General features: G+C 72.6%; 15 protein-coding genes and 1 other RNA gene. 6 read left to right on the forward strand and 10 right to left on the reverse strand.

All coding sequences use genetic code 11. From position 1 onward, the window contains the following. Positions 1 to 4: 4 nt before the first annotated feature. The 4 genes from AMK24_RS16545 to AMK24_RS16560 all read right to left on the reverse strand — a co-directional run bounded on the left by AMK24_RS16545 (position 5) and on the right by AMK24_RS16560 (position 4269). Positions 5 to 463: a hypothetical protein gene (locus tag AMK24_RS16545; RefSeq protein ID WP_073769607.1), complete on the reverse strand. Its 459-nt coding sequence runs from the start codon at positions 461 to 463 to the stop codon at positions 5 to 7. A gap of 10 nt (positions 464 to 473) precedes the next feature. After that, complete coding sequence (locus tag AMK24_RS16550) at positions 474 to 2711, reverse strand: glycoside hydrolase domain-containing protein (RefSeq protein ID WP_073769499.1); 2238 nt, start codon at positions 2709 to 2711, stop codon at positions 474 to 476. 523 nt (positions 2712 to 3234) lie between these two features. Then, an RNA gene (rnpB, locus tag AMK24_RS16555) (RNase P RNA component class A) lies at positions 3235 to 3642 on the reverse strand. A 57-nt stretch (positions 3643 to 3699) separates the two neighbouring features. After that, complete coding sequence (locus AMK24_RS16560) at positions 3700 to 4269, reverse strand: Uma2 family endonuclease (RefSeq protein WP_073769500.1); 570 nt, start codon at positions 4267 to 4269, stop codon at positions 3700 to 3702. A 179-nt stretch (positions 4270 to 4448) separates the two neighbouring features. Here AMK24_RS16560 and AMK24_RS16565 point away from each other — a divergent pair, with 179 nt between their 5' ends. The 4 genes from AMK24_RS16565 (at position 4449) to eda (ending at position 7719) form a co-directional block, all read left to right on the forward strand. Continuing rightward, complete coding sequence (locus AMK24_RS16565) at positions 4449 to 5198, forward strand: MerR family transcriptional regulator (protein ID WP_073769501.1); 750 nt, start codon at positions 4449 to 4451, stop codon at positions 5196 to 5198. 11 nt (positions 5199 to 5209) lie between these two features. Beyond that, positions 5210 to 6106: a hypothetical protein gene (locus AMK24_RS16570; RefSeq protein ID WP_073769502.1), complete on the forward strand. Its 897-nt coding sequence runs from the start codon at positions 5210 to 5212 to the stop codon at positions 6104 to 6106. A gap of 81 nt (positions 6107 to 6187) precedes the next feature. Then, entirely contained in the window at positions 6188 to 6988 is an 801-nt protein-coding gene (yaaA, locus tag AMK24_RS16575; protein ID WP_073769503.1) for a peroxide stress protein YaaA, read from the forward strand. An 80-nt stretch (positions 6989 to 7068) separates the two neighbouring features. Next, entirely contained in the window at positions 7069 to 7719 is a 651-nt protein-coding gene (gene eda, locus AMK24_RS16580) for a bifunctional 4-hydroxy-2-oxoglutarate aldolase/2-dehydro-3-deoxy-phosphogluconate aldolase (protein WP_073769504.1), read from the forward strand. A 60-nt stretch (positions 7720 to 7779) separates the two neighbouring features. Here the strand turns inward: eda and AMK24_RS16585 are convergent, their stop codons facing one another. The 5 genes from AMK24_RS16585 to AMK24_RS16605 form a co-directional block, all read right to left on the reverse strand. Beyond that, positions 7780 to 8565, reverse strand: a complete 786-nt coding sequence (locus tag AMK24_RS16585) for a sulfite exporter TauE/SafE family protein (RefSeq protein ID WP_073769505.1) — start codon at positions 8563 to 8565, stop codon at positions 7780 to 7782. 11 nt (positions 8566 to 8576) lie between these two features. Continuing rightward, positions 8577 to 10013: a bifunctional RNase H/acid phosphatase gene (locus AMK24_RS16590; protein ID WP_073769506.1), complete on the reverse strand. Its 1437-nt coding sequence runs from the start codon at positions 10011 to 10013 to the stop codon at positions 8577 to 8579. Continuing rightward, on the reverse strand, positions 10013 to 10756 hold the full coding sequence (locus tag AMK24_RS16595; protein ID WP_199876443.1) for a zinc ribbon domain-containing protein: 744 nt from the start codon (positions 10754 to 10756) through the stop codon (positions 10013 to 10015). Before AMK24_RS16595 ends, AMK24_RS16590 begins: the two co-directional genes overlap by 1 nt. After that, complete coding sequence (locus AMK24_RS16600; protein ID WP_073769508.1) at positions 10753 to 11589, reverse strand: Nif3-like dinuclear metal center hexameric protein; 837 nt, start codon at positions 11587 to 11589, stop codon at positions 10753 to 10755. The genes AMK24_RS16595 and AMK24_RS16600 overlap by 4 nt, the downstream gene beginning before the upstream one ends. Before the next feature lie 241 nt (positions 11590 to 11830). Further along, on the reverse strand, positions 11831 to 12874 hold the full coding sequence (locus AMK24_RS16605) for an ABC transporter substrate-binding protein (RefSeq protein ID WP_073769509.1): 1044 nt from the start codon (positions 12872 to 12874) through the stop codon (positions 11831 to 11833). A 211-nt stretch (positions 12875 to 13085) separates the two neighbouring features. Between AMK24_RS16605 and AMK24_RS16610 the strand changes: the two genes are divergently transcribed. After that, positions 13086 to 14519 carry a hypothetical protein gene (locus AMK24_RS16610; protein ID WP_073769510.1) on the forward strand — a complete coding sequence of 478 codons (1434 nt, stop codon included), beginning with the start codon at positions 13086 to 13088 and terminating at the stop codon, positions 14517 to 14519. Between the two features lie 432 nt (positions 14520 to 14951). Here AMK24_RS16610 and AMK24_RS16620 read toward each other — a convergent pair whose 3' ends face one another. After that, positions 14952 to 16394: an MFS transporter gene (locus tag AMK24_RS16620; RefSeq protein WP_073769512.1), complete on the reverse strand. Its 1443-nt coding sequence runs from the start codon at positions 16392 to 16394 to the stop codon at positions 14952 to 14954. Between the two features lie 154 nt (positions 16395 to 16548). Here AMK24_RS16620 and AMK24_RS16625 point away from each other — a divergent pair, with 154 nt between their 5' ends. After that, positions 16549 to 18291 (forward strand): BCCT family transporter, encoded by a 1743-nt coding sequence (locus AMK24_RS16625; RefSeq protein ID WP_073769513.1) that lies wholly within the window; start codon positions 16549 to 16551, stop codon positions 18289 to 18291. Positions 18292 to 18365 lie beyond the last annotated feature (74 nt).

Here is an 18365-nt window from a genome sequence, read left to right on the forward strand (position 1 = left end):
ACGCTCACGTGTTCCTCTTCTCAGGGTGCTCAGGTCTGGTGGTGCGGCGGTTTTCGGTGAGGGCGATCAGGACGAACGTCACCGCGATCACCGCGCAGCCCGTCATCACGGGCGCAAGAAAGTCCGGGACAGCTGCCGTGTAGGAACCACCCGACGGAATCCGGCAGTTGAGGGCAGGCGGCAGGTAGGACACTTCGTAACCGCTCACCTGCCCGTACAGCGAGGGGTTCGCGTCCTGGCAGGCCTGGGCGGTACCGCTCTCGTCGAGGAAGAGCGATCCCAGGCCCCAGGCGTAGCAGAGTGCGGCCAGGGCACCGGTGAGTGCGGCGCCGGCGAGAGCCACGGCCTTCCGGCCGCCCCTGCCGATCGTCTGGAAGCCGTATCCGATGAGTCCGACGGCGGTCACACCGGCGATGACGATGCCGAGCAGCAGGGGCAGAGCCGCAGGATACGAGGAGGTCATGGCGACCATCTCACGCGCCGGCGAGCTGCCGGACAAGGTTGTTGTACTTCTCAAATATGTGGTACAGAGCCATCCGCTTGGCTGCGTCGGCCTCGGCCTGGGTGCCCCAGCCCTGGTAGCGGCGGATGATCTCGAAGATCTCGCCCTCGGTGTAGTCCAGACTCATGGTCCGCAGGGTGGTCTCGCCGCTCGGCGGGTTCTTGCCTCCCGGCTTGCCCGCGACGCCCCACAGGTGGACCAGCGGCACGGACCTCATGGTGAAGGCGTTGTCCTTGTTGACCTTCTGCCACATGGCCCAGATGTCGGCGTCCTTGGTCGGGTCGGTACGGGTGCCGGTGACGAAGCCCTTGTCGATGCAGTGGTTCCAGGCGCGGATGCCGACTTCGCCGCTGATCTGTCCGATCCCGGTCGAAGAGTCCTTGACGATGCCGATGCCGTTGAGGTGGTACGAGGCGACCTGGTGGTCCACGCCCTGGTCGATCAGGTCGTAATGGCGCATCTCCCAGTACGCGGAGGTCTGGATCAGCGCCTTGCGCATGTTGTACGTACGGGACAGCTGGGTGGTCTGCGCGTCGTGCGACATGATCGTCTCGAAGCACTGGGTGTGGGTGAAGAGGCGGGCGTCGGGGCCGGTCCCGCCGTCGTCCTCGAAGCCGATGCTGCGCATGTAGCGGCTGAGGTCATCGTGGAGCGCGTTGAGGAAGGTCCCGTCGAAGGCGACGTCGGGGCGTGGCGGCCGCGGCGCGTTGAAGGAACCCTGGCCGGTGTCGCGGCCGGAAGCGATGTTGACGTCGATCTCGATGGCCCCGGCGCCCGATCCGACCGTGCGGGTGACGATCTGGTCGTACGCCCAGTCCGCCGGCAGGGGGTAGCCGAAGTTCCCGGAAAAGCCGGAGGACATGTCGGAGACGAACGAGGCGGTGGAGTGCCCGGCCTGGCCGACCCGGGTACAGACGTTGCGCGGTCCGTACACCCCGACCTCGAAGCGCCCGCCGTCCGCGGCCAACGCGTCCACGATGCCCTTGAAGTGCGGCAGGATGCTCGACGTCACCTCGTGGTCGAGCGCGTCGAAGTCGACGGCGAAGAAGATCCGGGCGCCGGGCTTGAAACCATGGTCCAGGGCCGCGTTGGCGGCAGCCTGTCCGGCCGCCCGTCCGGCCGCGTAGTTGAATCCCGCGGCGTCGCGGCCGTACGTCTGGTAGATCGGGAAACAGCGCAGGCCGTTCGCGGCGATGGTGGCCAACTCGCCCGGCTGGATGGCCTTCTCGGGGAGTGAGGTGGCGCTGGGGTTGGTGAGGTATCGGCCTATGTACTTCACACCGGCAGCCTTGAGCGTGGCTGCCCGAGCGTCGGTGATCTTGGTGACACCGTCGCAGGCTTCGCCGTTGCGGCTCTGGTCGCCGTAGGAGACGAGGAGGGAGGCCCAGGTGGGAAAGTCGCCCTTGCCCGTGACCGAGAGCTTCGCGAAGGACTGGAAGCTCTGTACGGCGGTGGAAACCGCGCTGGTGAAGTTACCGAAGGCGACTGAACGCTGATTGAGGATCATCGCACCGGTGAAGAGCCGCGCCCAGTTGCCGGAGCTACCGACCGACAACGTGTTCGACTTGAGACCGGCTTGGGTGCCGGGACCGAAGGCACCGTTGGCGACCCCGTCCGCCATCCCGATCTCGTACTGGACGGCGAAGAGCATCGACTTGGCGACGTCCCGCGAGTGGTGCCCATCGCAGGGGATGACGTAGAAGTCCTTGCGCAGCACATACTGGCCGTTGAGCCACTGCTGGACGGAACGAACAGCACTGGAGCCGCCGCTGATCGTCACATAGGCATCCATGTTGAACAGGCCCTTGATGACCTTCGGCCACAGCGCACTGCCCGGATACACCGTGCTCAGCCCCATGTTGGCGTTGAGCTCGGTGACGGACTGCTGAACGCGCGCACTGTACGTGCCGTCGATGCCGCCGCCGTCGTAACCCTTGCAGTACAGGGCGGACTGGAGAATCCGGCAGAAGTCCGCGGACGGCACGTTGGAGGCGTCGATCTTGCCGTACTTCTCGGCGATGGCCGCCAGGGTGGCGGGGCCGAAACTGTTCGACAGACTGGTAATACCCAACTCGTACTGGAGCGCGCGAGTCAGGGCGTACATGGTGTTCCAGCCGGTCTGCCCGTTTTCCTCGACGGTCATCCCGATTCGAGCGCCGTATGTACGGTTGATGAATACCTGGGCTTGACGCACCATTTCGTCGGCCATGGAGTGCCCTCTCGACAGGGGATACAGAGCCGCACCCGGAACAGGGCGGCACTTCTTGGGTAGAGCGGCACCGGGTGATGGGGCCCCGCCGTTCGGGATCGAACGGACCACTCGCGTTCTGTTCACACAGCTGGACGTCTCCGGCCGTCCGGACGACACCGGAGGCCGAGGGTCCACACAAAGGATGAAGAAGGGAAACGCAGGGGCAGGATCAACGCCCGCTGGCCTGACCTTTCCATGACACCCGACAAGACGATCTTGCAAAAATCCCGGCAATCACGTTCGAATCCGGCCCCACGAGCGGCCTTTGTGATGGACTTGTGTCCTGGAAGACACCAAACACGTGCACAACCTTTTATTCGCTTGCACGTTGCAATTTCATTGCTGTATGAGGTGCTTGCCGACCGCTGTCCCGGGCCGAGCCGAGCCGAGCTGAGCAGATGCTCCAGGAGCCCATCGGGGCTGTTGGTAGGGCTGTATTTGCTGGCAGCCATCTGCGTATGGCGCCTGAACCCGTTGGCGGCAGACGAGCCGTGCTGTACGCCGGGTTCTGTCGCCCGGTCGCCTCGCGGCGGCCGGGGAGACGGCCATCCATCTAGGACCGGCATTGCTGCCGGCCTCCTGCGGTCTACCCGCGAACTCGGGCGAGCAGCCCTCGAACGTTCACGCAGAGCCGTCCCGTTCCTGGCACGACCCCTCTTGACCTTGCTCCGAGTGGGGTTTACCTAGCCGCCTGAGTCACCTCAGGCGCTGGTGGTCTCTTACACCACCGTTTCACCCTTACCCGCGACCGGAGTCACGGGCGGTCTGCTTTCTGTGGCACTGTCCCGCGGGTCACCCCGGGTGGCCGTTAGCCACCACCCTGCTCTGTGGAGCCCGGACGTTCCTCGGGAGGATCCGGGGATCCTCACGCGGCCGTCCGCACGGCTCGTCTGCCGTGATCGCCATCCTGCCCGGCTGTACCGGCCGACAGCCCTGTCGGCGCCCCTCAGCCGAAGTCGCCGGTCTCCAGGTCGAAGGCGAAGGGCTCGGGGAGCGGGAGCGGTTTCCCGTACGGGATCGTGAGGTGCTGGCGGTAGTCGTCGCGCTCCGGGTCGCTGAAGAGCGTCACCGAGCTGTCGTCCCGGTCGATGAGCAGGTAGAGCGGGATGCCTCCGCGCGCGTAGCAGCGGCGCTTGGCCTCGCGGTCGGCCTGCGGCTTGGTGGAGGTGACCTCGACCACGAGGGCGACGCCCTCACAGGGCATCCAGGGGTCGGCGCCGCGGAAGAGGCGGAGCTCCAGCGGGGCAAAGGTGCCGTCGGGGATGGCGTGGTTCTTCGGGCAGCCACCGCCGCTGCGGAGTTTCAGCCCTTTGTTTCCGGAGAACTGCATGCGCGTTCGGGCGCGCCTGGCCACCTGGTCGACGATCAGCCCGATGTAGTCCTCGTGGTCCCCGTCCGGCGGCGGCGTCACGACAATCTCCCCCTCAATCAGCTCGGCCCGGAAGCCTTCCGGCGTGTCCAGGGCCAGGAAGCCCTCCAGAAGGACTTCTGCCTGCGTGAGCGGCTCGTGCGCCATGGCAGTCATGTCACGCTCCTTCCTCGGTCGCTCGCCAGACTCGGGCATCGGGGGACCAGCCGTCCGTGAGAGGGGAATTCTTCTTCCGATCGTGGCACAGGACCGCTCGGCGTGGACCAAAGCGCGGGAAGGAACGCGCCGCTTGACCTTGTCGCAACGTCAACGTTTCTACTGGCCGCATGCGTATCGGAGAGGTCGCCGCGCTCGTGGGAGTCACCTCCCGGGCCGTCCGGCACTACCACCACATCGGCCTGCTGCCCGAGCCCGCCCGGCAGGCCAACGGCTATCGGGCGTACACCGTCCGCGATGCCGTACTGCTGGCCCGGATCCGGCGGCTGACGGAGATCGGGCTCTCGCTCGACGAGGTGCGGGACGTGCTCGCCGATGACGCGGGGCGGGAGCTGGGCGAGGTGCTCGCGGAGCTGGACGCCGATCTGGCGCGGCAGGAGCGGGCGATTCAGGAGCGGCGGCAGGTGCTGGCCGTGCTGCTGGAGGCGCCGCTCACCTCGGACGGGCCGCTCTCCCCCGCCCTCGCCGCGCTGCTGGACCACGCGCCCGCCACCACCTCCCCGGCCGCCGCGAAGGACCGCGAGCATCTGGCGTTGCTGGACGCGGCGGGCGACGAGGCCGGGGCCGCGGTGTTCGCGGCGCTGCGGCCGCTGGCCGAGGACCCGGCCCTGCTCGGGTTGTACGAGCGGTTGGACGAGCTGGACGGGGCCCGGGTGGACGACCCCCGGATCGCACTCCTGGCGGCCGAGCTGGCAGCCGCCGTACCGGACGAGGTCCTGGCCGTCATCCCCGAGGGGGAGCCGTCCGCCACGGGGGTGGGGCGGGTGCTGCTCGACGACCACCCGCCCGCGCAGCGCGAGGTGGTGCGCCGGGTGATGGAGGAACTGGCCGAGCGGGTGCGGAGGAGGGGGAGGCCGTGAGCGCGGGAAGAATGACGGGGCCGCGGGTGGCGCGGATCGCGGTGTGGGCGGTGCTGCCCGGCGAACTGGCGTTGGCGGTCTGCCTCGTGGCGGGGGTGCGGATTCCGGGGGCCGTCCTGTTCGGGGCCGAGGCGCTGGTCGTGGGAATGCTCGCGCTGGAGGTCCACGCCATGCGGCCCCTGTACACCGACCGGCGGCGGGCCGGTGACAGGCGGTGCGAGGCTGGAGTGGCGGCGCTGCGCGCCGTGGTGCCGGTGGGCGTGCGGCGGCTGGTGGTGCACGAGTTCCGGGCGATGCACAGTCTCGGGCTGTGGCTTCTGCGCCGACGCCATCGGCTCCCGGCGGGCGCCCGGCCGTTCGCGTACACCGAGCCGCAGTCCTGGATCATGGGGGCTTTCCTGTTCGTCTCCGTCGTGGAGACCGTGGTGCTGGCGCTGGTGGTCCCCTGGCCGCTGGTCCACGCGATCGTGCTGGTGGTCGGCGTGTACGGGATCCTCCTCGTCCTCGCCCTGCACGCGGCCTGTGAGACCCGGCCCCACGTGGTGGCGGCGGACGGTGCGCTGCGGCTGCGGTACGGGGCATTGTTCGACCTCCGGGCGCCGGCCGCCGTGATCGCCTCCGCGCGGGTGGAGCGGCGTTTCACCGACGGAGGGCTGGTGCGGGTGGACGAGGAGGGAACGCTCGATCTGGCCGTCGGGAGCGGGACGACGGTGAGCGTGGAGCTGACGGAGCCGGTGGAGTTCGTGCGGCCGCTCGGCCGGCACGGGAGCGCCCGGACTCTCCGCTTCCACGCGGACGACCCGGGGGCGATGGTCGCCGCGCTCACCCGGGGGGCGCCTCCGCGACCGGGCGGCCCGCAACGGGGCGAGCGTTCGGGCCCGGCCGAGCGGACGCCGCCGGCCGCGTAGACCCCCGTACCCTTGCCGAGGACCCGGCGAGCCCGCACGCCCCCGGATCCGCGCTCGCCGTACGTATGAAGGAGAACCGCCGTGCTCGTGCTGTTGCCGCCCTCCGAAGGAAAGGCCGCCTCGGGGCGCGGGGCTCCCCTGAAGCAGGAGTCGCTGTCGCTGCCGGGGCTCGCCCCGGCCCGGGCGGCGGTGCTGGACGAGCTGGTCGAGCTGTGCCAGGCGGACGAGGAGAAGGCCCGGGAGGTGCTGGGACTGAGCGTGGGCCTGGCGGGCGAGGTCGGGAAGAACGCCGAGCTGCGCACCGCCGGAACCCGGCCGGCCGGGAAGCTGTACACCGGGGTCCTGTACGACGCGCTCGACCTGGCCTCGCTGGAGGCGGACGCCCGGCGGCGGGCGGCGAAGTCGCTGCTGGTCTTCTCGGGGCTGTGGGGCGCGGTCCGGATCGGCGACCGGATTCCGCCCTACCGCTGCTCGATGGGCGTGAAGCTGCCCGGTCTCGGCGCGCTGGGGACGTACTGGCGCACCCCGATGGAGACCGTGCTGCCGGAGGCGGCCGGGAACGGGCTCGTCCTGGACCTGCGCTCCTCCGCGTACACGGCGGCGTGGAAGCCGAAGGGCGAGGTGGCGTCGCGGACGGCGAGCGTGCGGGTGCTCCACGCGCAGATCGTGGACGGTGTGGAGAAGCGGTCGGTGGTGAGCCACTTCAACAAGGCGACCAAGGGCAGGCTGGTGCGCGATCTCCTGATCGCCGGTGCGCGGCCCGGGAACCCGGCGCAGCTGGTGGAGGCGCTGCGGGACCTCGGGTACGCGGTGGAGGCCGAGGCCCCCGCGCGTGCCGGGCGGCCGTGGTCGCTGGACGTGGTGGTGACGGAGATCCACTGATCTCCGCCCCGCCCACCTCACCATTGCATCCTGCGCAACGCTCGTTGCAGATATTGACCCGCTCCCGGCAGGATGGCCCCATGACCTCCCCTTCCGCGCCCGCCGCCCCCTCCGACGCCTCCGTCCTGGATCTCGCGCCCGTCGTCCCCGTCGTCGTCCTGCACGACGCGGCCGACGCGGTGCCGCTGGCACGGGCGCTGGTGGCGGGCGGGCTGCCCGCGATCGAGGTGACGCTGCGGACGCCCGCCGCCCTGGCCTCGATCCGGGCCATGGCCGCCGAGGTGCCGGGCGCGGTGGTGGGCGCGGGCACGGTGCTCACGCCGCAGCATGTGCGGGACACGGTCGACGCCGGGGCCGGGTTCCTCGTCAGCCCCGGCTGGACGGATGTGCTGCTGGAGGCGATGAAGGCGTCCGGCGTGCCGTTCCTGCCGGGCGTCTCGACCACCTCGGAGGTGGTGGCCCTGCTGGAGCGCGGGGTGACCGAGATGAAGTTCTTCCCGGCCGAGGCGGCGGGCGGCACGGCCTACCTCAAGGCGCTGTCCGCCCCGCTCCCCCAGGCCCGGTTCTGCCCGACCGGCGGCATCTCGGCCGCCTCCGCGCCCTCCTATCTCGCCCTGCCCAACGTCGGGTGCGTGGGCGGCAGTTGGATGGTGCCGGGCGACGCGGTGGCGGCGAAGGACTGGGACCGGGTGGCCCGTCTGGCGGCGGAGGCGGCGGCGCTCGCCGGGTGACCGGTACGCCTGCGCCGGGCGCCCGCCCCCACGCCCCCGTGAGCCCCCGGCCGGGCCGGCTCAGCGCAGGATCTGTACGGCGTAGAGCCCGCCGACGCCCAGCGCCAGCACCCCCAGCAGCAGCCGCAGCGCGGTCTCCGGCAGACGCGGCTGGAGGCGGGCGCCGAGATAGCCCCCGCAGAGGCCGCCGAGACCGCAGGCCAGGCCGAGGGACCAGTAGGGCGTGATGTCGCCGGGGGCGGTCAGGGACAGCAGCGCGTACGTCCCCGCGCCCACCACCGACGTCACGAAGGTGGCGGCGAGCGCGGCGGGGGCCACCTTCGACATCGGTACGCCGCGCCCGGCCAGGATCGGACCCAGGAGCGATCCGCCGCCGATCCCGTAGATCCCCCCGGCGACGCCGACGGCCATGGCCAGCCGGGTGACGGCGCGGGGCGAGGGCTCCCGTGCGGCGGCCGGGCGGGACTCGCGGCGCAGGGTGCGCAGGCAGAGCCAGCCCCCCAGCGGCAGCAGCAGGACGGCGATGAGCAGCCGGAACACCGCCGGGCCCGGCACCGCGAACACCCGGATCACCGCCCCCACGACGACGCCGGGGACGGTGCCGAGGACGAGCAGCCGGGTGAGCGGTCCCCGCAGGGTGCCGGCCCGGTGGTGCCGCATCAGCGCGCCGGGGCCCGCCACCACGTTGTAGAGCAGGTTCGTCGGGGTGACCGCCGGGCTGGGCACTCCGAGCACGCTGATCTGGGCCGGCAGCAGGAACACCGCGCCCGAGACGCCCACGGGCGCGGTGACCACGGAGATCAGGAGCCCGGTGGCGAACCCGAGCAGCTCCGTCGACCAGCCCACCCGCGTTCCCCCTAACGCAGGTGCGAGGTGTCGTTGAGCAGGCGTACGGAGGCGTTGCCGTCGCCGTAGTACGCGACCGTGGAGATCGAGGCGGCCGACAGCTCCATCCGGAACAGCGCCTCGGGCGGTGCTCCCAGGGCGAGCCGGACGAGCGTCTTGATCGGGGTGACGTGGGTGACGGTCAGGACCGTGCGGCCCGCGTACCGGGCGACGATCCGGTCCCGGGCCGCGGCGACCCGCTCGGCCACCTCCGCGAAGCTCTCGCCGCCGCCGGTCGGGGCGGCCTCCGGGGAGGCCAGCCAGGCGGTGAGGTCGTCGCCGTACCGCTCCCGTACCTCTGTGAAGGTCAGGCCCTCCCACGCTCCGAAGTCCGTCTCGCGCAGCCCCTCGTCCACGCGGACGTCCAGGCCGAGGCGGGCGGCGACGGCGGCGGCGGTCTCGCGGCAGCGGCGCAGCGGGGAGCTGACGATCTCCTGGACCGCGCCCAGGGCGGCGAAGTGCTCGGCCGCGCGCTCGGCCTGACCGCGACCGGTGGCGGACAGTTCGGGGTCGGTGCCGCCGCTGCCGGAGAACCGCTTCTGGGGCGTGAGGGCGGTCTCACCGTGCCGGAGCAGGACGAGCGTGGCGGGAGCCCCCAGGTCGGGCGCGGACCCCCAGCCGGTCTGCGGAGTACCGGCCGTCTCCAGCGGGGCGCCGGGCCTCCCCTGCGGGTCCTGCCCGGAGACCGCCTGGTCCGGCCGGGACGCGGGCGCGAGCGGTAGGGGTGCCGGGCCGGCCGGCCCGGATGCGGGCGGTACGGGCGACGGCGCGACCGGGGCCGCCCCGTCCGGCTCCCCGGCTTCCGGCAGCGGGAAGAGCCCCTCCGGAGCCGCCGCGCCCCGGGCCGCCGCCAGCACCGCGCGGGCCTTGGCCGCCCCCGCCGCCTGGTCGCCGGGCGGGCCCGAGGGCGGGATGCTCGCGGTGCGGGCGGTCGGGGCGTCCAGGGCGGCGGTCGAGGCGGACGCCTCCCACCGCCGTCCGTCGCGGCCCGCGTCCATCGCCTCGTTGGCGAGCCGGTCGGCGTGCTTGTTCTGCGCGCGCGGGATCCACTCGTACGTCACCCGGGACGGCGGCAGGATCGCGGCGGCGCGGGCCGCCAGGGGCTTCATGTCGGGGTGCTTGATCTTCCAGCGGCCCGACATCTGCTCGACCACGAGCTTGGAGTCCATCCGGACGTGGACCCGCAGGGCGTCCCCGGCGTCCGGGAACAGCGCCTTCGCGGCGGTCAGACCGGCGATCAGACCCCGGTACTCGGCGACGTTGTTCGTCGCGACGCCGATGTACTCGGCGGCCTCGGCGAGCGTCTCGCCGGTGGCCGGGTCGATGACGACCGCGCCGTAGCCGGCAGGGCCCGGGTTGCCCCGGGAACCTCCGTCGGCCTCGACCACCACGGAGCGGGCGACGCTCATTACAGGCCCGACTCCGAGGTGCGGACCAGGATGCGGTGGCAGTTCTCGCAGCGCAGGACCGTCTCGGGGGACGCGGCCTTCACCTCGTTGACCTCGGCCATGTTCAGCTCCAGCCGGCAGCCCTCGCAGCGGCGCTGGTAGAGCCGGGCGGCGCCGACCCCGCCCTGCTGGGCGCGGAGCTTGTCGTACAGCTTCATCAGGTCGGCGGGGACGGCCTCGGCCACGACCCGGCGGTCCTTGGCCACCGTGGCGGCCTCGGCGTCCAGTTCGGCGGTGGCGGCGTCACGGCGGGCGGTGGCGTCGTCGACCTTGGCCTGGACGGCGGAAACCCGCTCGGTCAGCTCGGTGACGCGCTCCTGGGCGGCCTCCCGGCGCTCCATGATCTCCAGGACCACGTCCTCCAGATCGCCCTGGCGCTTGGCGAGCGAGGCGATCTCGCGCTGGAGGCTCTCCAGGTCCTTGGGCGAGGAGACGGCGCCGGAGTCCAGGCGCTGCTGGTCGCGGACGGCGCGCTGGCGCACCTGGTCCACGTCCTGCTCTGCCTTGGTCTGCTCGCGGGCGGTGTCGCTCTCCTCGGTGGTGGAGGCGACCAGCAGGTCGCGCAGCTGGGCGAGGTCGCTGCCGAGCTGCTCGATCTCGGCGTGCTCCGGCAGCGAGGTCCGCTTGTGGGCGAGCTGGGCGAGCCGGGTGTCGAGGGCCTGGACGTCGAGAAGTCGGATCTGGTCGGCGGGCGCGGCGTTCAGTTGGGGGCTCCAGAGGAATGGTGGGTGGTCCAGGGATCGGTGACCTGCTTCGAGACGTGGACCCGCAGGCCCCATCCGTGGCGGTCGGAAAGCGCGTCGAGCTGGGCGGCCGCCTGCTCGCACCAGGGCTGCTCGGTGGCCCAGTGCGCGGCGTCGACGAGGCCGAGCGGCGAGTGCTGCACGGCCTCGGACGCCGGGTGGTGGCGCAGGTCGGCGGTGAGGAAGGCGTCGACGCCCGCGGCGCGCACGGCGTCGAAGAGGCTGTCGCCGGAACCGCCGCTGACGGCGACGGTGCGGACGAGCGCCTCCGGGTCGCCGGCCAGCCGGATGCCCTGCGCGGTGGCGGGGAGCCGGGCCGCGGCGCGCGCGGCGAAGGCGGCCAGGGTCTCGGGGTGGTCCAGTTCGCAGATCCGGCCGAGGCCGCGCCGCCCGTGCGGGTCGGTGGGGTCCGGCACGAGGGGGCCGGTGACGCGCAGGTCCAGGGCTCCGGCGAGGGCGTCGGAGACGCCGGGGTCGGCGGTGTCGGCGTTGGTGTGCGCGACGTGGAGCGCGATGTCGTGCTTGATGAGGGTGTGGACGACCCGGCCCTTGAAGGTGTCGGCGGCGACCGTCGTCGTCCCGCGCAGATAGAGCGGGTGGTGGGTGACGATCAGCTGGGCGCCGAGCTCCCTGGCCTCCTCGGCGATCTCGCGGACCGGGTCGACGGCGAACAGCACCCGGTCGATCTCCGCGTCCGGGTCGCCGCAGACCGTCCCCACCGCATCCCATCCCTCGGCCCGCTCGGGTGGCCAGAGGGCGTCGAGGGCGGCGATGACTTCAGACAGACGGGGCACGGGGGAAAGGCTACCTGTCCGGGACGGCCGGCCGCCCGGGGCCGCCGGTCCTGTACGCCGGGTCCGGCGGCCGGGCCCGTGCCCCGGGTCCGGCGACCGAGCCTGTGCTCCGGGTCCGGCGGCCGGACACGCGTCCTCGCCCCGGGGCCCGCCGCGGCCCCGGACACCGGCAAGGGGGCCTCGCCCCGACGGGCCGCACCGGCGGGGCCTCACCTCACTCGGGCGTCACTTCGCCCGGGCGTCACTTCACCAGGTCGGCGCGGAGGTCGTCGAGGACCAGGCCGGCCGCGGTGACGCCGAGGCCCAGGTACCAGGTCTCGTCGGAGACGTCCTTGGCCCGGCCCTCCTTCACGGCCTTCAGGTTCTTCCACAGCGGGTTGGAGCGGGCGGTGTCGCGCTGGGTGGCCTTCGGGTCGCCGTAGACGCCGGTGAAGATCCAGTCGGCGTCCGCCTCGTCGATCCGCTCCGGGCTGATCTCGGCGGCGAGGTCGTCGATCTGCTGGTTCTTCGGCCGCGGCAGGCCGACGTCCTGAAGGATCGTGCCGATGAACGACGCCTTGGCGTAGAGCCGGAGCCGGTCGGGCATGTAGCGGACCATCGAGACGGTCGGCTTGTCGGGGCCGATGTCCTCGGCGAGCTTCTCCGCCTTCTCCTCGTACGCGGCGAGCGCCGTCTCCGCCTGCTCCGTACGGTCCAGGGCCTGGGCGTTGAGGAGGTAGTTCTCCTTCCAGGTGAAGCCGGGGCGGATGGAGAACACGGTGGGGGCGATCTTGGACAGCTCGTCGTACTTGTCCGCGGCGCGGAGCTGGCTGCCGAGGATCAGGTCCGGCTGGAGGCCCGCGATGGCCTCCAGGTTGAGGCTGTTGATGGTGCCGACGCTCTTCGGGTCGCCCGCGTCCTTCTTCAGATAGGAGGGGAGGGCCGCGTCGCCCTCGCTCGGCGCGTAACCGACCGGCTTCAGGCCGAGCGAGACGACGTTGTCCAGCTCGCCGACGTCCAGCACGACGACGCGCTTGGGCGCGGCCTTGATCTCGGTCTTCCCCATGGCGTGGGTGACCGTACGGGGGAACTCCCCGGCCTTCGCGTCCGTGCCGTAGGCCGCCGTCTTCTTCGCGGCGTCCGCGAAGTCCTTGCCGCCGGTGGCGACGGCGGCCTTCTTTCCGCCGCCCCCGTCGGACTTCGCCGCGTCCGCTTCCCCGCCGCCACCGCCACCGCAGGCCGACAGGGAGAGGGCCGCCGCGACGGCCAGGGCTACTGCGGCGGTACCGCGGGGACGGAGGGACATCACGTGCTCCAGGTGGTTCGTGTACGTGCGTGGTGACACGAGTGAAGGTGAGGGCTGCCTTACCTTAATCGCGGCCCCGCTCATCAGCACACCCACCCCTCCTCCCACCGGAGAATCCGGGCATCGCCACCCTTATGTGTGAAGTCGGGTGACTCGTGTTGTCCGGCTGGACGTGCGAAAACTACCTTTCGTAGCCGGAGGTGACCAGTCCATGACTGCCTGTGCCATCGAGGGTGGATCCGCCGGGGCCGCCGCGACGGCGGAACCCGTACCGGAACGGGGAACGCGCCCCGGCCCGGAGCCCCGGCCGGAGTCCGTACCGCCGGGGTCCGATCCCCCGGAGGACCCCGGAGCCCGGCCCCCCGCGGGTTCCGGCCCGGCCGGTTCCCGCCCGGAGCCCGACCCGGGGCCGGGGGCGGAACCCGGTGCGGGGCCGGGAACGGAACCCGGCGCCGAGACCGGTCCGGCGCCCCGCGCGGGGACCGGCCCGGAGGCGCCCCGCGCCCCGCGGAGCGGCGGCGCACCGTGCCCCGGGAGCCTCACGCTCACCGCGGACGGCTCCTACGCCGCAAGGCTCACCGCGGCCCCCGGTCCGCCGGGCGGGCGGTCCTGGTATCCGGAGCGGTGGACGCTGGACGGGCCCGAGCCGTACGCCGTGCCCCTCCCCCTCGACCAGCCCGAGGAACCGGACTCCGAGGTGGCCCCGCTCGCCGACGGACGGGTGCTGATCCGGCGGCGCGTGGCGGACCGGCAGACGTTCTCGCTGCTCTACCCGACCGGCCCCGGCACCGGAGAACTCCTGCTGGGCGCGGTCGAGCGCACGGAGATGGTGCTGCTGCCGCCCTCCCCGGACGGCCGGTGCGTGTACGCGCTGGCGGCCGGGGACCGGGAGTCGTCGCTCTGGCTGGTGGCGGGCTGCGCGTTCGGCCCCGAGGAGGTCGCGCGGGTTCCCGGCCACTGCTCGGGCGGGACGTGGCTGGACCGGGAGGGCCGGATGCTGGCGCTGGACCGGCGGGTCCCGGGCGGAGGTCCCGTGAAGGCGGTCGCCGTCGACCTGGGGCGGCGGGGCGAGGTGACGCCGCTGCTCCAGATCGCGCCGGAGAGCGACGACCGGCTGCTGCTCGCGGACGCCGACAGCGGGCTGCTGCTGATCCGTTCCGACGCCCCGGGCCACGACCGGCTCGGCTGGGGGGTGCTGGGGAGCTGTCTGCCGGTCAGGTTCCCCGAGTGCCTGCGCCTCCCGGAGGCGGTGGTGACGCCGTTCGCGGTGCAGCCCGGTCAGATGCTGATGCCGGAAAGCTGTGCGGTGGCGCTGCGGATCGACGGGGCCCCGGGCAGCTGGGTGGGCGTGTGGCGTCCGGCGGGCCGGCGGCTGCACCAGTTCGCCGCCCCGCTGGGATGGACGCCGGGAGCCGGATACTGGAGCCGGGACGGGGTGCTGCGTCTTCCGTACGCCAACGCGGCGACGTCCTGCGGCGTGGCGATGCTGGAGGCTCCCGAGGACGTGGAACCCTCCTCCGTGACCGGTCGCGCGGGTGACGGGGAGGACGGAACGGAACCGTCCGCCGCCGTCGCCGCTCCTGTGGTGTGTAAGCCCGTTCCGTTGGGGCAGGCGCCTCTGCGCGGGGCCGCTCGACCTGATTGAATTCGGCGCGTGGGCTGCGCGACCGTACCGGGCGGGCACCGGCGGTGACCGCGCCGGACTGCGGTGGCGGGGCTCGCGGCAGACGTACGTGCGACACAAGCAAGCGATCACGACGGGGTGACTTCCCAGATGTCCGAAGCCCGAAGCGAGATGACCCAGCAGCACCCGAGGGGGGTCGGCCAGGGGGCCGTGAGCGGTGGTTCCGGAAAGCACCGAGGGGGTGCGTCGGTGGAGACCGCGCCGGTGCGCCCGCACGGCCGCCACCGCCGGCCCGCCGAGGACGAGGCCCGGGCGGCCTGAGCCGCGCGGCGGACCCGGGCAGAGGTACCGGCGGTACCGGACGGCTCGACCGGGAGGGCCCGGACCGGCGGACAGCCGGTCCGGGCCCTCCCGCGTACGCCGCCCGTGCCCCGGCGGATACGCGGACCGCCGTCAGGAGGTGCGCGACGCCCGGTGGTTCGGCAGCCAGAGCAGCATCACGACCACCCCGGCGAGCAGCACGCCGCTCGCGGTGCGGAAGGCCATGGCGTACCCGGCGGTGACCTCGGCCGCGTCCCCGGAGCCCGCGGTGCGCGCGGCGGCGACGGTGGAGAGGACCGCGAGTCCCAGGGCGCCGCCCATCGTGCGGGAGGTGTTGACCAGGCCCGAGACGAGTCCGGCGTCGGCCGGGTCCGCGCCGGAGGTGGCGAGCGCGGCGAGCGGGGTGGAGGCGAGCCCGGCCCCGGCCATCATCAGGACGCCGGGCAGGCAGATCGCGGTGAGGTAGGAGCCCTCCACGCCCATCGTGGACTGCCAGCCGAACCCCGCGGCGGTGATCAGGACCCCGGCGACGGCGAGGCTCTTCGCCCCGGTGCGCACCATGAGGCGGGGGGCCAGCTTGGAGCCGATGACGACGGCGGCCGAGGTCGGCATCAGCGCGAGACCGGCCTCCAGCGGCGTGTACCCCAGGACGCTCTGGACGTACACGGTCATGAAGTACCACATGGAGAAGGTCGCCGAACCCATGAGCAGCATCGAGGCGTTGGCCGAGGAGACGGCCCGTACGGAGAAGACGCGCAGCGGGACCAGCGGGACGGCGGTCCGTGCCTCGACCAGGACGAAGAGGGCGAGCAGGGCGAGCCCGGCGAACAGCGGCACCAGGGTGGCGGCGGCCCCCCACCCCTCGGCCTCGGTCTGGACGATGCCGTACGCGACGGCGGCGAGGCCGGCGGTGACGAGGACCGCGCCCAGGAGGTCGATGCGGCGGCGGTCGCCCGCCCGCCCCTCGGTGATCCACAAGCCGGCGGCGAGCAGGACGAGTGCGCCGACGGGCACGTTGATCAGAAGGACCCAGCGCCAGGAGAGGGCGTCGGTGAGGGCCCCGCCGATGAGGCCGCCCGCCGCTCCGCCGCCCGCCCCGACCGCCATCCAGGTGCCGATCGCCCTGGTCCGCGCCGGCCCCTCGGGCACCGCGGCGGTGAGGATGGTGAGGGTGGCGGGGGCGAGGACGGCTGCCCCGAGCCCCTGGGCCGCGCGGGCCGCGAGGAGCTGCCAGCCCTCCTGGGCGAGGCCGCCCGCGAGGGAGGCGGCGGTGAAGAGGCCGAGCCCGACGAGGAACATCAGCTTGCGCCCGTAGATGTCCGCGGCCCGCCCGCCCAGGAGCATGAACCCGGCGAACGCGATCGAGTAGGCGTTGACGACCCACTGGAGGCCCGCCGCGCTCAGCCCCAGGTCGGCGCGCATGGAGGGCAGCGCCACATTGACGACGGAGACGTCGAGGACGACGAGGAACTGGCCGGTGCAGGCGGCGAGCACCACGGCCCAGGCGCCGGGGCGTATTCGGGAGGCGGCGGGCGGGGCGGAGACAGGTGTGGAGACATCGGGCATGGGCGCCATGCTCCCAGGCGGTGCGCGGCCCGTACATCGGGCATCGCACGAGCGGGCCGCGCCTCGACCGCCGGTCGTCGGACGTCGGCGCCCGGGCCCGGACACCGGCCGTCGGCGTGGCAGATGCCCCATAACTCCGCGTACGCCACCATAGTGGTGCGCTATGAGTACGGAGAGCGCCCACGTGCCCCCAGGCCAGCCCCCCTCCGGCCCCCCGGACTCCGATTCCGGTGCGGCGCCCGGGACGGACTCCTCGCCGGACCGGGTGGTGGTGGCGCTCGGGGTACTGGGCGTCATCGGGATCGTCCTGTGGGCGGCCCTCGGACAGCACTCCTTCGAAAGCGCCTCGAACGCGGCCCTCCCCTGGGTGCTCGACAATTTCGCGTGGCTCTTCGTCATCGCCGCCGACGTGTTCCTGGTGCTGTGCCTGGTGATCGCCTTCAGCCGCTTCGGCCAGATCCGGCTCAGCAGGGACGACTCGCCGCCGGAGTTCTCCGACTTCTCGTGGATCGCGATGATGTTCAGCGCCGGCATGGGCATCGGGCTGATCTTCTACGGCGTCGGGGAACCCGTCTCGCATTACCTGGCCCCGCCGCCCTTCAGCGGAGCCGAGCCGCAGACGGCCGGGGCCGCGCGCACCGCCATGGAGTACTCCTTCTTCCACTGGACGCTGACCCCGTGGGCGATCTACGGGATCGTGGGCCTGGCCCTGGGATACGCGAGCTTCCGCCAGGGCCGGGGCAACCGGCTGAGCGCCGTGTTCGTGCCCCTCATCGGCGAGCGCCGGGCGAACGGCGCCTTCGGGAAGGTCCTGGACCTGCTCGCCGTCTTCGCCACGGTCTTCGGCACCGCGACGAGCCTGGGGCTCGGCGCCCTGCAGATCGCCATCGGGCTCGATCTGACGGCCGGGGTCGGCCAGAGCACCGGCGTCGAACTGGTGGTCATCGCCGTGCTCAGCGTCGCGTTCGTGATCTCCGCCTTCACCGGTCTGCACGGCGGGGTGAAGTGGCTCAGCTCGATCAACCTCGTCGTCGCGGCGGTCCTCATGGTCTTCGTCTTCTTCGTCGGCCCGACCGTCTACCTCCTGGACGTGCTGCCGTCCTCGGTCGGGGGTTACCTGCACCAGCTCCTCCCGATGGCGTCGCGCACCGGCGCCTTCGGCGGCCAGGACTGGCTGGGCGCCTGGACGATCTTCTACTGGGCGTGGTGGCTGTCCTGGGCCCCCTTCGTCGGCACCTTCATCGCCCGCATCTCCAAGGGCCGCACGATCCGCGAGTTCCTCCTCGCCGTGCTGCTCATCCCGAGCGGGGCGACCGCCCTGTGGTTCGTGGTGCTCGGCGGCACCGGCATCCGGTTCGCGGAGACGGGCGTCGTCGACATGGCGGAGAAGGCGAAGGAGGGGACGGAGGCGACGCTGTTCGCGATGCTGGAGGCCCTGCCGGCCGGTGCGGTGACCGCCTGGGTCGCGATGGTCCTGATCATGATGTACTTCGTCACCAGCGCGGACTCCGCCTCCCTGGTCATGGGCTCGCTGACCAGTCGGGGCGCCCTGCACCCCCGGCGCTGGCTCGTCGTCACCTGGGGCCTGCTCATGGCGGCGGTCGCGGCGGCCCTGCTGGTGGCCGGCGGGCTCCAGTCGCTCCAGAGCGCGACGATCCTGGTGGCGCTGCCCTTCGTCGTGGTGATGCTCTTCCTCTGCTGGTCCCTGCTGCGCGAGCTGCGCACCGACCCGGGCGGCGGGCCCAAGCGCAGCGAGGGGCTGCGCGGGGTGCGCGACGCGGTGCGCGCCATGGTCGGCGAGGAGCTGGGCAACCAGCCGGCCTCCCGCCACCGCCATCTGCGCCGCGCGGCGGCGGCCCGTACGACCGGCGCCGAGGGGGACGGCGACGGCGACGCGAAGAAGTGACGCCGGGAACCGCCGCTTTCCACGCCCCGGGGGCTCACGCCCGCTGACGGGGGGTCAGGAAGCGGTGGTGCTCC

This window comes from Streptomyces sp. CB02366 (assembly GCF_001905905.1).
Taxonomy (GTDB): Bacteria; Actinomycetota; Actinomycetes; order Streptomycetales; family Streptomycetaceae; genus Streptomyces.

Bases quoted from the DNA above. Each gene is read 5' to 3' on its own strand.
- AMK24_RS16545 (WP_073769607.1), bottom strand. From the start codon at position 463: ATGACCTCCTCGTATCCTGCGGCTCTGCCCCTGCTGCTCGGCATCGTC.
- AMK24_RS16550 (WP_073769499.1), bottom strand. From the start codon at position 2,711: ATGGCCGACGAAATGGTGCGTCAAGCCCAGGTATTCATCAACCGTACA.
- AMK24_RS16560 (WP_073769500.1), bottom strand. From the start codon at position 4,269: ATGGCGCACGAGCCGCTCACGCAGGCAGAAGTCCTTCTGGAGGGCTTC.
- AMK24_RS16565 (WP_073769501.1), top strand. From the start codon at position 4,449: ATGCGTATCGGAGAGGTCGCCGCGCTCGTGGGAGTCACCTCCCGGGCC.
- AMK24_RS16570 (WP_073769502.1), top strand. From the start codon at position 5,210: ATGACGGGGCCGCGGGTGGCGCGGATCGCGGTGTGGGCGGTGCTGCCC.
- eda (WP_073769504.1), top strand. From the start codon at position 7,069: ATGACCTCCCCTTCCGCGCCCGCCGCCCCCTCCGACGCCTCCGTCCTG.
- AMK24_RS16590 (WP_073769506.1), bottom strand. From the start codon at position 10,013: ATGAGCGTCGCCCGCTCCGTGGTGGTCGAGGCCGACGGAGGTTCCCGG.
- AMK24_RS16605 (WP_073769509.1), bottom strand. From the start codon at position 12,874: ATGTCCCTCCGTCCCCGCGGTACCGCCGCAGTAGCCCTGGCCGTCGCG.
- AMK24_RS16610 (WP_073769510.1), top strand. From the start codon at position 13,086: ATGACTGCCTGTGCCATCGAGGGTGGATCCGCCGGGGCCGCCGCGACG.
- AMK24_RS16620 (WP_073769512.1), bottom strand. From the start codon at position 16,394: ATGGCGCCCATGCCCGATGTCTCCACACCTGTCTCCGCCCCGCCCGCC.
- AMK24_RS16625 (WP_073769513.1), top strand. From the start codon at position 16,549: ATGAGTACGGAGAGCGCCCACGTGCCCCCAGGCCAGCCCCCCTCCGGC.